12 protein-coding genes are annotated in these 13,316 nt (G+C 59.0%); all 12 read right to left on the reverse strand.

The features are described from left to right. Positions 1–34: 34 nt before the first annotated feature. Complete coding sequence (locus tag ACZK13_RS10480; protein ID WP_005413343.1) at positions 35–1,363, reverse strand: DUF3422 family protein; 1,329 nt, start codon at positions 1,361–1,363, stop codon at positions 35–37. A gap of 504 nt (positions 1,364–1,867) precedes the next feature. Beyond that, positions 1,868–2,143 carry a formaldehyde-responsive transcriptional repressor FrmR gene (gene frmR / locus ACZK13_RS10485; protein WP_017354484.1) on the reverse strand — a complete coding sequence of 92 codons (276 nt, stop codon included), beginning with the start codon at positions 2,141–2,143 and terminating at the stop codon, positions 1,868–1,870. Between the two features lie 212 nt (positions 2,144–2,355). Continuing rightward, entirely contained in the window at positions 2,356–4,335 is a 1,980-nt protein-coding gene (gene uvrB / locus ACZK13_RS10490) for an excinuclease ABC subunit UvrB (RefSeq protein WP_005413344.1), read from the reverse strand. A gap of 234 nt (positions 4,336–4,569) precedes the next feature. Then, a complete protein-coding gene (locus ACZK13_RS10495) occupies positions 4,570–5,505 on the reverse strand; it encodes a bestrophin family protein (protein ID WP_238380115.1) in 936 nt (311 codons plus the stop codon). 120 nt (positions 5,506–5,625) lie between these two features. Then, complete coding sequence (locus ACZK13_RS10500) at positions 5,626–7,647, reverse strand: cache domain-containing protein (protein WP_005413345.1); 2,022 nt, start codon at positions 7,645–7,647, stop codon at positions 5,626–5,628. Positions 7,648–7,656: 9 nt separating this feature from the next. Beyond that, positions 7,657–9,054, reverse strand: coding sequence for a sigma-54-dependent transcriptional regulator (locus ACZK13_RS10505; protein WP_100468442.1), 1,398 nt, complete (start codon positions 9,052–9,054; stop codon positions 7,657–7,659). A gap of 499 nt (positions 9,055–9,553) precedes the next feature. Further along, positions 9,554–10,399 carry an ATP-binding cassette domain-containing protein gene (locus tag ACZK13_RS10510; RefSeq protein ID WP_005413346.1) on the reverse strand — a complete coding sequence of 282 codons (846 nt, stop codon included), beginning with the start codon at positions 10,397–10,399 and terminating at the stop codon, positions 9,554–9,556. Then, complete coding sequence (gene modB / locus ACZK13_RS10515) at positions 10,389–11,072, reverse strand: molybdate ABC transporter permease subunit (RefSeq protein WP_005413347.1); 684 nt, start codon at positions 11,070–11,072, stop codon at positions 10,389–10,391. The genes ACZK13_RS10510 and modB overlap by 11 nt, the downstream gene beginning before the upstream one ends. 3 nt (positions 11,073–11,075) lie before the next feature. Beyond that, the gene (modA, locus tag ACZK13_RS10520) at positions 11,076–11,819 is read right to left on the reverse strand and encodes a molybdate ABC transporter substrate-binding protein (RefSeq protein WP_478482497.1); all 744 of its coding nucleotides are present in this window, start codon (positions 11,817–11,819) and stop codon (positions 11,076–11,078) included. 87 nt (positions 11,820–11,906) lie between these two features. Further along, positions 11,907–12,266, reverse strand: a complete 360-nt coding sequence (locus ACZK13_RS10525) for a hypothetical protein (RefSeq protein ID WP_032966746.1) — start codon at positions 12,264–12,266, stop codon at positions 11,907–11,909. Beyond that, on the reverse strand, positions 12,263–12,829 hold the full coding sequence (mobA, locus tag ACZK13_RS10530) for a molybdenum cofactor guanylyltransferase (RefSeq protein WP_005413350.1): 567 nt from the start codon (positions 12,827–12,829) through the stop codon (positions 12,263–12,265). The genes ACZK13_RS10525 and mobA overlap by 4 nt, the downstream gene beginning before the upstream one ends. After that, complete coding sequence (locus tag ACZK13_RS10535; RefSeq protein ID WP_005413351.1) at positions 12,795–13,313, reverse strand: molybdenum cofactor biosynthesis protein MoaE; 519 nt, start codon at positions 13,311–13,313, stop codon at positions 12,795–12,797. Before ACZK13_RS10535 ends, mobA begins: the two co-directional genes overlap by 35 nt. Between the last annotated feature and the right edge of the window lie 3 nt (positions 13,314–13,316).

Consider the following 13,316-nt stretch of genomic DNA (forward strand, 5'->3'; position numbering starts at 1 on the left):
CTATCGCGAATCGAATGTGGCCTTAAGCGAGGCTTTAGGCCTTGTCCTCGACTGCCGAGTCACCGTGTGCATGCCTAATCCTTCGGACAATCCACCAAATCAGCAGCAATACAGCGGGAACCAAGATCGCAGTGACGGTTGCTGCGATGTCATGCGTCCCAGGCAAACCCTTGAGCAGGTATGCGAGAAGACTCACGACGTAGTACGAGATGGCGGCCACCGACAAACCTTCCACCGTCTGCTGCAGGCGCAGCTGAACCTTCGCCCGTTCATTCATGGACGCCAGTAGGTCGCGGTTCTGCCGCTCGAGCTCAACATCAATCCACGACCGAAGGAGCGAGATTGAGCGCGTCAACTTGTCTGAGAGCTTCCCCTGTCGCTCCTTCACTGACTGGCAAGTTCGCATGGCCGGTGCAATCCTTCGATACAAGAAGTCCGCCCAGGTGCTATAGCCGGCAACTTGATCCTCCGCCAACGCATCCAGTCGCTCTTCAACAATTTCGTAGTAAGCCCGACTTGCACCAAACCTATAGAGATTTGCCGCGGCGTCCGCCTCCAACTCTGCAGCCAAGCTGGTCAAATCCGAGAGGAGTACGTCACTGTCACGACGTCCACCGGAGGCCCTGCGCATCTCTTCAGTAATTGCAGCCAGACGCGCCTCCATGCGACGAAGATTCGACGTCATGGAGCGAGTCAGCGGTAGCGCTAGCAGGGCAAGCGTTCGGTATGTCTCGACCTCGAGCAGTCGTTGTGCCAGCGCCCCTGCCCGCGCCGGAGTCAGGCCGCGATCAAGGATGAGCATGTGGGTTAGCCCTTCCTCGTCTTGCCGGAAGTCGGTCACAATGGCCGCGGCACCGTTCTCAACCAGCGAATAGCAGCGGCTGACGGGATCAAAGCAATCTATTTCCTTCTCCGCCTCCGCGGTCCAAGGCAAAAGCCTGACGCTAACAGCCGAGATCACGGGTCCTGGCGGCTTGAACCCCTGTCTAAACGGGTTGTCCCCACAAGGCTCACCTGTTTCTGAGCTCAGTGGTGCGCTCCAGAGGTAGGAAGAGAACTCAGTGTGCTTCTCGCAGTGCAGATCGCCCTCATTCCACGTAAGCGCGTGATGAGGTGTGGTGTGATCCTCGACTGCAGCCCCCATACGACCTGAAAGATCGTCGATCGCGGCACGATCTCGACTCATGTCCCCTTCTGTCATGAAGGAGAGCTGGAGAAGGCTTCGCGGAGACTGGGTGAGCAGGTGCGGTCGCGCATGGACTTCCTCAACGGCGGCGCGGCGGTCCGCGTGCGCCGGCATCCCATATACGTAGCCTTCTGCTGGCGTGCCTGCAGCTTGGCTCAGGCCGGATGGGTCATTCATACATAGCCTCAAGAATGGATGATCTTCTAAACACCGCTCACGGGAGGTCTATCACTTGCTTGTGCGATAGCTCAGCGAAAGGTCGCGTGGTGGAACCGGCTCTGGTGTAGGGCGGTAGTGGGAACCACAACAAGCTGGGAGGACGGCACCGCATAGATCGCAGGCCCTTGCTCTCCCACCTTCCAAGCCAGGCGCGGACCACATGGGAGTCGCAACGAGGCTGGAAGCTCACTTCAAAGGGCCTGCCATGACTCAGTCAGATGCGGAAAGCAACGATGCCGACAGAGATTGCCCGCTCCAAGAAATACAGACAGGCGCAACTCGACTGACATCATCCAGCATGCCTTGGAGCCTCCTGGAAAGGCCTCAACGTCCTAGTCGTGACGCCCTAACCCACGAAGGGGTTAGGAATGGCGGGTTCTACTTGGAAATGAAGTAGTTCGGACACCCATAGATTGCCTCCTCTACTTAGTACTAGCGCCATCAAGCAATGTCGCGAACTGACTAACGGAGATAGGAGCGGACAATAGAGATGGTCTCGTCAATCGACTTCCTTTGAGAGTCGGTGTGGGTGTCGCTATGCGGGAACTCTTCACGCAGATAGCTCTCCAGAACCGTCGCCATCAAACCATTGACCGCCCCGCGCACAGCAGCAAGCTGCTGAAGTACTGCAGCACATTCCGCCCCGCTCTCCAGAGCCTGCTCCAATGCAGCCACCTGTCCGCTGATCCGACGTACGCGGGTAAGGGCCTGCTTTTTCTCCCGAGGGCTGTGAGGCATTGCGCACCTGTCCGTATCACATGAGGGGACGATACTATACTCCCCGATAGTATGCAAGCTAGCAATCTGGGAGGGTCTTTAGCTCCGTCAACTGAGTCTGCGCCTGATTTCGAGCAGCCGCCAGAGGCCAGTGAAAGGCCCCTCTCGCCCCACCCGCACACCAGAAAAGGCGGGCTCCTGCAGGAGCCACGCCCCACCACTCGGGAGAGTGGTTACATGTAGATGAATTGGCGGTATAGCTTGTCTAGCTCCAGCCGGACGAACTCGATCTCCTCCTCGTCCCCGGCATCAGAGAGATCCAGAAGCTGTCGCTCCTTTGATGTAATTCGATCACAGAGATCTTCTAGGCTGGCGCAGAACTCCGCTGAATGGGCTTGCGACCGGTCAGGGCGAGCCTCTGTTGATCCCAACATTCCGCGAGACGTTGACGGGGTGATGCCGAACTCCTCATTGAACGCGATCTGATGCTGTCGCCTGTCATCAGTCTCAGAAATGGCCTGCCGCATCGCACTGGTGATCGTATCGGCATACATGATCGCCTTACCGCGCGAGTTTCTTGCAGCTCGTCCAATCATCTGAATGAGGGCCTGGCTCGACCGAAGGAAGCCCGCCTGGTCCGCATCAACGATAGCGACCAGAGAGGCCTCGGGAATATCGAGCCCCTCTCTCAGCAGGCTGATACCCACTAGCACATCGAACTCGCCGGCCCTCAGCCCATTGATGATCTCAACTCGATCCTCTGCCTTGATATCCGAGTGCATGTACTTCGCACGCACCCCTTGATCCTCGAGGAACTCGCACAGCTCCTCAGCAGACACCTTTGTCAGCGTGGTCACCAAGACCCTGTCGCCCTCTCGTACACAACGGGCGATCTCTGACAGAAGATCGCACCTGTAGCCCTCCCTAGGCCTCACCTCTACCAGCGGATCGAGCAAGCCAGTGGGCCTGATGAGCTGGTCAATCAATCTTCCCTTGGATCTCCCAATCTCATAGGCGCCAGGCGTAGCCGAAACGAAGATCGTCTGGGGCTTGATGGCTTCAAACTCAGAGAAGCTAAGCGGTCTGTTGTTCATTGCCGAAGGTAGACGGAACCCGTACTCGATTAGAGTCTCCTTCCTGCTCTGATCGCTCCTGAACATTGCCGCGATCTGAGGAACCATGACGTGCGACTCGTCAACAAATAGCAGGCCATCCTTCGGGAGGTAGTCCATGAGCGTCGTCGGCCTAGCTCCTGACGGCTTTGAGTTCAGGTAACTGGAGTAGTTCTCCATGCCAGAGCAATATCCCAGCTCCCTCATCATCTCCACGTCGTTCGTGATCTTCTCGTAAAGCCTATTTGCCTCAACGATTCGACCAGATGCGTTGAGCTCCGCCACCCTGGCCTCCAAATCCTTGAGGATGGCCTTCGTAGCCTCATTGATTTCTGTTTTGGGGCTTGCGAAGAGTGTCTTTGGAGAAACGAGGTAGCGCGTCTCATCGCCAAGCTTCTTCCCTGTAACCGCATCAATCCAGATGAGCGACTGCACTCTCCCCTCGTCCGTGAGCTCTACTCTAATTGCCTTGTACTCAGAGTCGGCGGGAAAAATATCGACCACATCGCCAGACACACGGAACGTGCCACGCTTCAGGGTCCGCTCAGTCCTGTCGTACTGAAGCGATGCAAGCCGACGCAGGAAGTCCCTCTGATCCAGCTCGATTCCAAGCGCAAGCTCAACCTGCAGATCCCGGTAGCTCTGTGGGTCTCCCAGTCCATAGATTGAGGACACCGAAGCGACAACAATCACGTCTCTACGCTCAATCAGAGACTTCGTAGTCGATAGTCGAAGCCTCTCAAGGTGATCATTGATGGCTGAGTCTTTCTGGATGTAACGATCGCTACCTGGGATATAGACCTCTGGCTGGAAGAAGTCGTAGTAGGAAACGAAATACTCCACGGCGTTCTCGGGGAACAGCGCCTTCATCTCCCCGTAGAGCTGAGCAGTCAACGTCTTGTTTGGCGCAAGAATGAGCGTGGGTCGCTTCAGCCGATGGATCACATTGGCCATCGTGAAGGTCTTCCCTGACCCTGTAATTCCCTTCAAGGTCTGATGTGTTGCTCCCTCCTCGATGCCAGCAATCAGCCTGGCAATCGCCTCGGGCTGATCCCCCGCCGGCGTATGATCCGAATGCATCACGAACATATCTGTTGACATCACTCTTGCTCCTGCTAGCTCAATTTTTGATCGTTATGGAAGTTAAAGCCGTCTAGAATATTCCGCCGCATACGTGCGGACAGAATCGGATGAGCGACACGAATGCTACCTTTGGGCAAGTTCTTTCCAGGTGAGCCTCGTAATCCATGGCTGACTGACGCTAGGGCATGAGCTTGCCTGCTGGAAAATGCCGGAGCGGCCTCACAAGTGCACCGACCTTCCTCCGCTCACACCTCACTCCTCCCTACGTGGCTGCTGCACTGGCTGCTGTACCGACTCCTGATCGACCACAGTCAGGGCCAGCGTAGACATTAGCTCTGTCTCGATCGTCCTCTGCATTGAGTAGATCGGGAGCGCGTTCGGCGCGGAACTGAATGGCTCCTCCAGCTGACGGCCCAGCGCATCGAGACCAAAAAACGTGTACGCCACAATGAGCACCGGTAGAAAGGTCCACCACCCCAATGTTCCTGCCAGCGCAAAAGGAAGCGTTGTGCAGAATACGATCGCAGTCCGGTGAAGCAGCAGCGAATACGAGAATGGAATCGGAGTATTGAGTATCCTCTCGCACCCACCTTGGATACGAGCCAAGTTGGCAAGCTGCTTATCCAGCACCGAGTACTGAATCGAGTCGATCCTTCCCTCATGAGCCAGATGGGCAAGCTTCAAGCCAATGCCCTGGAGCACAGCGTCCGTCGGATTCGGGCCTTGTGATGCCTTGCCAATATCCCACCAAGGTGCGATCGCATGGGCTTCGTCGGCTCGGCGCAGTCGAGAATAGAGGCCCGCACTGAAGCCACACAGGCCTCGCAGGATCTGTGCTCGGCTGTTTGGATCCAGCAGGGACGTCTGCCTGGCTATCGAGCGACACGCTATGACCAGGTCACCCCAAAGGTGCCTCGCCTCCCACCATCTGGAGTAGCAAGCGTTGTTTCGAAAGCTCATGAATACGGAAAGTGCGATACCAATGAGCGTGAACGGAACGCCACTGAAGCGAGCAAAGATTCCTGGATGCTCCGTTGATGCGAGCACCGCTCCTGCGGTCACAATGCTAATCAGTAGTAGATGCAATGCGATCCTGGGCAGGATGGTACCCCTGACGGCAAACGCAACGTCCCACAACGTCGGCTGCCTTCGCATTCTCGTTTCAACATCTGGGAGACGGTGTGTCATGCCAACCTCTGATTCATTGATCGACTGCTGGCGTCGATACGCCCAGGCAACAAATTCCTTCCACTTGAGTTCGAAATGCGAATGACATCACGCCGTTCGCATGACACTGCTACAGCAGGTCTAATGCAGTTCATCGTCGGCAGCCTCGGGCATCCATAGTTCAATGACCGTCCCTGTCAGGCCGGTTCTCTCCACAGACAGGCTGCCACCGTAGCGGTTGGCAAGCATCTGACTGATGGAAAGACCCAGCCCGGTACCTTGACGATGTTTGGTCGTAAAGAATGGCTCAAAAATTCGGACCAGAATATCCTGAGGAATGCCGCTTCCAGTATCTGAGACTCGCAAAGCGACGCCAGGGTGACCATGAACGTCGTCAACGTCCAACGTCGCCAATCCCAGCGTTCCGCCCTTCTGCATCACATAGATTGCATTGATCATGAGGTTCACAAGAATTTGCTGCAGCTCGCCCCGATTGCCCGTTACGAGCCGTGTGGACAGGAAGTTCTCCTCTATCTTCACGGGATGGCGCTTGATGAGGTGTTGAATCAGGGGCAGCGTCTCCAACATCAGCGTGGCAGGCTCTAGCAGCTCACTATGACCGGAGTACTCACTGGGCTTGGAGAACTGCAGCAACTTGGAAACAATGGTGCTGATACGCCCAATCTGATCCTCAATGAGGTCAATCTCTTCTCCAAACCGCTGACCCTCGGGCTCCCTGATCGAGTCACGCAGAAGCTCGAGGTTCCCCTGCATGACGGCAAGCGGATTGTTGATCTCGTGCGCTATTCCTGCTGCGATCTCGCCAATTGTTGCCAGCTTCTCAGTGACAATCAGGTGCTGGGTCGTCTCTTCCAACCGTCTATTGGCTAGTGCGAGACCAGCAGTTCGCTCCTCTACCCTGGAATTGAGCTCCTCGTTCCAGGCGACCAGCTGTCGTTCCTTCTCTTCCAGCTGACAGAGCAGCTGGTCCAAGTGCGAAGCGACACGTCCGATTTCATCATTGGATGCCCCTGCTCCGGAGCGAGCACTGCGGTCACCCGCCTTGACCCGTCCAATTGCCTGATCCATCCGCTCAAGTGGCTTGAACACGCCGCGAGCGATGTACAGAAAAAGGGGTACGGTGATGACTGCAACAAGCAGGCAACCGAACACGATCGCTCCGATGGAATTTCGACGGGCGGTGGTGAATGGCTCCTCCAGAAAGCCCACGAAGAGCATACCAATGGGTACGCCCCGGCCATTGAGAATGGGCATATAGCCGGCAATGTACCAATCATTGACTACGTAGGCTCTTGCCTGCCAGGTCTTTCCCTGGCCCAGCACGGCCTCGGCCACTTCAGAAGACACCCGTGTCCCCGACGCTGGGTTCCCTCCCGCCAACAACGCGTTGGTGCTGATGCGGGTATCACCAAGGAAGATGGAGGCTATCCCTGTTGCGCCAGTACGCAGGGCCTTATCTCGGTAGACAAGATCAGTGATCTGCTTGATGAATTCGGTGTTGTGGTTCAGCAGGGTACCCGCAATCAAGACGCCGACCTGATTGTTTGGCAGTGCAACCGGCGTTGCAGCTTGAATCATTAGGCCCCGCTTCTCACTCTGGGCCGAATCGACAGGATTCCTTGCGTTATGCGGACGAATGACCTCGGCCCGTGCAGCGAGCTTTGGGGAGATCTCCATCAGATCGTCCCGGCTTACCACCCCCACCTCCACGCTGGACGCCCCCTTCAGGGCCTTTTCGATGACTGACCAGTCCAAGTCAAGCTCAGCTGGCGAGGCCGGCTCGCTACTAGCCAACAAGCGACCGTTTGAATCCAACAGTGCGATGAAGTCTAGTGAACCACCTTGGGCTTTCGACGCTAGTAGGCTGCCAAGCTCTGCATTCTTGTTGACCCCCTGGCTAATGACGCCATGGAAGCTCTGCGAATCAGCAATCGCAGCCAGCGTCGCGCGGTCGTTGACGAGCAGCTGGTTCATGTACTGTCCCGCAACTTTCAGGTCCCCGCCAACCTTCGAGGCGAGCAGTCGGTCGAAGCGCAAATCCCATTGGTAGATGAGTCCGCCGACGATAGCCGGCAGGATCACAAACATTGGAAGGATCGCGATTAGAAGCAGGCGGAAGCGAACTGATCGCGCTCGGTTCATTGCAGATTCCTAGGCTGATACATTCCAACTGGAGCACTTACGATCAATCGTCTTTCGCGATATGCCCAAGATCGTGGCCGCTCTTTCGCGATCTCCGCCAGTCTCTCGAAGCACTGCAAGGATGTGCCTGCGCTCGACCTCCGAGAGCAGCCGGCTTCGTGGGTCAGAGAGTGACTCCAACCGCTCAAGCTGAGTCGGAAAGTGTCCGAGTATCAGGCTACGCTCAACGTAGTTGTGAAGCTCGCGGACGTTCCCGGGCCACGAGTAGCTCTGAAGATATGCCCGGGTCCTTTCGTCGATCGGAATCGGTTGAAGGCCAAGCTGCAGCCCCAGCTCACGCATGAAGCCCGCCGCCAGCTCCAACACATCAGCGCCGCGGTCATGAAGGCGAGGAAGCGACACCTCGAGAACGTTGATGCGATAGTAGAGATCCGACCGGAATGTTCCATTCTTCACTTCCGCAACCAAATTCTTGTTGGTTGAGAAGATGAATCTGACATCGATCGGAATCTCCCGATCTGCGCCAACTGGTCGTATCCGTCTATCTTCAAGCATCCTTAGCAGCTTTCCTTGGAGAGCCAAGGGAAGATCAGCGACTTCGTCAAACAGCAATGTTCCGCCTTCTGCATAGGCGACCAGTCCTTGGCGAGGCGAGTTCGCTCCACTGAACGTTCCTTTGAGACTCCCGAACAGTTCAACGTCAATCAACTCGCTGGGAACAGCTGCACAATTTATTGGAATGAAAGGATGAGATGCCCGTGCGGACAACGCGTGCAGCGATCTTGCGGCAACCTCCTTTCCAGAGCCGGATTCTCCAGTGAACAGCACGCTACTGGGCAGTGGTGCGACCTTCGCGATCAGATCCTTGGTGGCCTGAATCGCACGCGAGCTACCTGTGAGCCTGTCTCGAAGCGCAGCTGGTGCACCGGAGCCATGTAGCTCGTGACGGAGAATGGCATTCTCCCGCCGTAGGCGACCGCGTTCCAGGCAGCGCGATATAGCGGCCAGCAACTGATTGGTTCTGAAAGGCTTGAGAAGAAAATCAGCCGCTCCCGCGCGGATAGCGCCGATAGCGGAATCCAAGTCTGCGTACGCAGTAATCAGAATGAAGTCGGCCAAGACCCCTCCCCTGCGCTGGTCCTCCAGCCACGCGATGCCACTCTTCCCTGGCAACACGTTGTCCACAATCACGATGTCAAAGTGGCGCTCCGTCAGATGCTGCTCCGCTTCAATGGTGTCAGCTGCAGCTTCCACAGCTTTGCATCGCGGTCGCAAGGCACGAACCAAGAAGCTACGCATGCCAGGTTCGTCGTCAACGATCAGTATCGATGAGCGCGCAAGGTCCGGCCATGCAAGATCGCCGTTTGCGCGCTCTTCGGAAGATTGGTTGGCGCTCTTTGGCGTCATGTTTCCCTCAGTACAATTGAAGCGTGGCTAGTTCCGTCGATTCGTGGTCGAGTTCATTTCGATCTTTCGACCGCTAGATGACGGGTGACATATCGAACAAAACACCCCCTCTCACGACGTAGGACGTTGTGCACCAAAGGCCAGTCTGAGACGTTCAATGCTGTCGACCTCAGTCATATGCCAATCCGGAATTCTTGCCCTATGAGCCTCGTATCGACCTCTTGGTGGCCAAACGGACCGGGGGCTCCTCGCCATATTGCCCAGAGCGCCAATGGCCTCCGTGCCCCTCCAAGCCCCTTGGCGGTCGGCCGCCACGGGAGGCTGGAGAAGTCTCGCTCCCTTCGAGCGGATCATTACGCCAATTCGGCCATATGGGAAGCGCTGGGTGCGCGTTGTCCCCGCCTCGGCCGGAGCCACGCAGCGCGGCCAAGCGCGGGCGAGTCGATTCGCCTTGCAAGAAGGTTCAGGCCCTACCGCTCGCCTACCGGCATAGAGATGCCTATGCACCAGGGTCGTCTCCCATTTGCGCGGCTCGCGGGCAGATGTATCGTGGCTTTGGGCTCTCTGAGTCTCCGACCGACTGATAGTTGCTCTTCCCCTCAAGACCCGGGCTTGTTGGGGAGCTGACTAAGGATGGTAGAAGGCGGGGCTGACGGGTCGGCCTCTGACGCGAGCCGGGAGGAGAGGTCAGTCGCCCATTTTCGATGCAGGCGATCTGGCCCCCAAATATCTCAATGTCGTTGGGATCATGGCTGATCAGCAGCAGTGGAATACCGGCCCCGTCCAGCACGGCCTCCAGCTCCTGCCGCAGGTGCTGGCGAAGATCATGGTCCAGCGCGGAGAACGGTTCATCCAGCAGCAGCGCCTGCGGCTGCGTCACCAGGGCGCGTGCCAAGGCGGTACGCTGGCGTTGGCCACCGGAGACCTGCGAGGGCAGCAGATCGCCCACCGTGTCGATGCGGAATGCGTGCAACCACTGCTCCACCGCATCGAAGCGCTGGCCGATCCGCGGATTCAACCACCCCTTCTCCAGACCGAACGCCACGTTCTGGCGCACGCTCAGATGCGGGAACAACGCGTAATCCTGGAACACGTAGCCCAGCCGGCGGCGTTGCGGCGGCAGATCCACGCCGGTGGCCGCATCAAACAGGGTCTGCCCCTGCAGCCGTACATGACCCTGGCCCGGCCGTAGCAGCCCAGCCACCGCCTTCAAAGTCAGGCTCTTGCCGGCGCCTGAAGGCCCGAACAGCACCACCTGCCGCTGCGTGCACTGCAGCGATACGTCCAACACAAAATCCTGGCCGGCCCCCTGCAGGCCGCGCTGCACCTGCAGGTCAAGCCACATCGCGCAGCTCCCGGCGACGCCCGCCCACCAGCCGCGCGGCCAGCAACAGGATCACGATACAGACCACCGAAGTCAGGATCACCAGCGCATTTGCCTTGCCATCCTGGCCGGCCTGCACCGCCTCGTAGATGGCGATCGACAACGTCTGCGTGCGGCCCGGAATGCTGCCCGCCACCATCAGTGTCGCGCCGAACTCGCCCATCGCGCGTGCAAACGCCAGCAACAGGCCAGCGAGTATGCCGCGCCAGGCCAGTGGCAGCGTGATGCGGAAAAACACCGCCGCTTCGGACACACCCAGCGTGCGTGCGGCCTGTTCCAGCTGACCGTCCACTTCCTCGAACGCCGCGCGTGCCGGCTTGAACACCAGCGGCAGCGAGGCCACCGCCGCAGCAATCACTGCAGCCTGCCAGGTGAATACCAGGTTGATGCCGAACCACGACTGCAACCACGCGCCGATCGGGCCGTTGCGACCGATCAGCACCAGCAGGTAATAACCCAGCACGGTCGGTGGCAGCACCATCGGAAGGGTGAGCAGTGAATCCAGCAGCTCACGGCCGGGAAATCGCCGACGCGCCAGCAGCGCGCCCAGTGCCACGCCCAGCACCAGATTGATCGCAGTGGCCCAGCCGGCCACCTTCAGCGACAACCACAGTGCGCTCCAGTCGAGATCCATGCCTCAGGGCTTGCCGAACCCGTGCTTGGCCAGGATCGGCTGGCCCTGTGCCGAACGCACGAAGGCGGTGAAGCGCTTTGCTTCAGCCGGTTGCGCGCTGGCCTTGGTCACCGCCAACGGATAGGCAATGCGCCCCGCCACCGGCACCGCGAAGGCACAGCGCACCCGGTCGGGCATCGCCTGTGCGTCGGTGGCATAGACGAAGCCGGCATCCACTTCACCGCGCGCCACGTAATCCAGCGACTGGCGTACGTTCTGCGTGGTGATGGTCTTGCCCTGCACTGACGGCCACAGGCCTGCCGCTTCCAGCGCGCCCTTGGCATAGCGTCCGACCGGCACGCTGTCCGGGTTGCCCAGCGCGATGCGCTGCACGCCGGCACCGGCCAGATCCTTCAGGGTACGCGGCGAGGCCTTGGCCTGCGGCGGCACCACCACCCACAGCGCATTCACCGCGAACACCTCGCGGGTACCGGCCGCCAGCAGGTCCTGCTGCTGGGCCTGGTCCATCGTGGTTTCGTCGGCCGACGCGAACACATCCACCGGTGCGCCGCGGCTGATCTGCTGCAGCAGTACGCCAGACGCGGCGAAGTTGAAGTCGACCTTGGTCCCCGGGTGCGCCTTCTCATAGGCGGCGCCCAGCTCGCGGAAGCTCTCGGTCAGGCTCGATGCCGCCGACACCGTCAGCTCGGCCGCCCAGGCCGGCACCGTGGCCAGCAGTCCCAGCAACAACAGTCCAGCTCGTTTCATCATTGGTTTCCCCGTTTGGTTGGGTTTAGATCGGTTTCACCGCCTATCCTTGGCATCGCAGGCGCTACATAGGTGGCCCGCCCAGAGCTAGGCAGAGGGTGCACGACGGTGCGGACCTCGTTGGCGCAGGCTGTCTCGTACATCCACATCGAATTGAAGCTGCAGCGAGATGTCATCACCCAGCGCGATGCCAAAACCAAGACCATCACGACAGGGCAAACGTGATGCCAAGGACTGAACCGCTTCGCGAGGAAGCATCAACCGGCAGTACTCGCTCCCCTCCAGAAGCACCGCCTGTTGCCCTGCATGCAGTGATAGCACCATGCCCCAGCCGCGATCGCCGCCGAACCGCGTCAGGTTCTCCACCGATTCGCCGGCCAGCAACTGCGCTAGCTCCTCTTCATCAACGCGCAGACGAACTGCCTGCCGCTGTAGCTGGACTTTCATGATGCAATGAACTCGAGCTCGGTTGAGGTGTTGCAGTTGAGTAGCTGGTCGTATTCGCTATCCGCCAGTGGCAGCTCGATTGCGCCCAAGCGTTCTCGCAGGGCGCGTAGCGAGCGGTGCGCCGCCGGATTCTCGATCAATTCCCGCAACACATGCCGGCAATGGTCATCAATCTGCAACCGCATCGGCAGGGGTTCTTCCGCAAACAGCACACAGGCAGCCGAAGGCGCATCACGTAACCGTTGTAGTAACGCCGGGGTCACATTGGGCGTATCCACCGGAAGCACCAGAGCGGCAGCGTCCGGCATGCACATGGCCACACTGTAGAGCCCGCCCAACGGGCCGCAGCGTGCCACGCGATCAGGAATGCCACCGAAGGCCGGGTAGTTGCCACTCACCCATACCCTTTCCGCACCTGCCTGTCGCAGCAGGCCACGCATGTGCTCTAGCAGGGTTCGCCCGTGCCACGGTAGCAGCGCCTTGTCACGGCCCATCCTGCTGGAAAGACCACCGGCCAGCACGATGCCGTCAGTGGGAATGTTCGTGATCGTGTGCACATTCATGGGCATTGTCATGAGCTTGCGTGGGTTCGTTATCCGCATGGCAGAGACTGCAGCCTTCGGTCCACTCGCTGTCGCCGTCCTCGTAATGCTCCTGCTTCCAGATCGGGCACTGGTGCTTCACCGCCTCGATCAACTGCCGGCAGGCCCGGAACGCCTCGTCTCGATGCGGGCTGCCGGCAGCCACCACCACCGCCACATCGCCAATGCCCAACCGGCCCTTGGCGTGGGCCACATACAGCTTCAGCTTCGGACCGAACGTCGCCTCGACCTCGGCGGCCAGGCGCTTGAACTCGTTCAACACCAACGGCTCGAACAGGTCGTAGGTGATCCCGGTCACCGGCCGGCCGATGTTGACGTCGCGCACCTTGCCGATGAACACGTCGATGCCACCGAAGCCCGGATCAGATACCGCCGCGATGCCTTCGGCCGGATCGATCGCCGCCTGCGCGCGGTCCACCACCTTCGCGATGATCTTCCCGCTCATCGC

Source organism: Stenotrophomonas sp. 99219_Sma (genome assembly GCF_056480785.1).

Bases quoted from the DNA above. Each gene is read 5' to 3' on its own strand.
- ACZK13_RS10510 (WP_005413346.1), bottom strand. From the start codon at position 10,399: ATGTGGCTTGACCTGCAGGTGCAGCGCGGCCTGCAGGGGGCCGGCCAG.
- ACZK13_RS10525 (WP_032966746.1), bottom strand. From the start codon at position 12,266: ATGAAAGTCCAGCTACAGCGGCAGGCAGTTCGTCTGCGCGTTGATGAA.
- ACZK13_RS10535 (WP_005413351.1), bottom strand. From the start codon at position 13,313: ATGAGCGGGAAGATCATCGCGAAGGTGGTGGACCGCGCGCAGGCGGCG.
- uvrB (WP_005413344.1), bottom strand. From the start codon at position 4,335: ATGTCAACAGATATGTTCGTGATGCATTCGGATCATACGCCGGCGGGG.
- ACZK13_RS10495 (WP_238380115.1), bottom strand. From the start codon at position 5,505: ATGACACACCGTCTCCCAGATGTTGAAACGAGAATGCGAAGGCAGCCG.
- ACZK13_RS10500 (WP_005413345.1), bottom strand. From the start codon at position 7,647: ATGAACCGAGCGCGATCAGTTCGCTTCCGCCTGCTTCTAATCGCGATC.
- frmR (WP_017354484.1), bottom strand. From the start codon at position 2,143: ATGCCTCACAGCCCTCGGGAGAAAAAGCAGGCCCTTACCCGCGTACGT.
- modB (WP_005413347.1), bottom strand. From the start codon at position 11,072: ATGGATCTCGACTGGAGCGCACTGTGGTTGTCGCTGAAGGTGGCCGGC.
- mobA (WP_005413350.1), bottom strand. From the start codon at position 12,829: ATGAATGTGCACACGATCACGAACATTCCCACTGACGGCATCGTGCTG.
- ACZK13_RS10505 (WP_100468442.1), bottom strand. From the start codon at position 9,054: ATGACGCCAAAGAGCGCCAACCAATCTTCCGAAGAGCGCGCAAACGGC.
- ACZK13_RS10480 (WP_005413343.1), bottom strand. From the start codon at position 1,363: ATGAATGACCCATCCGGCCTGAGCCAAGCTGCAGGCACGCCAGCAGAA.
- modA (WP_478482497.1), bottom strand. From the start codon at position 11,819: ATGAAACGAGCTGGACTGTTGTTGCTGGGACTGCTGGCCACGGTGCCG.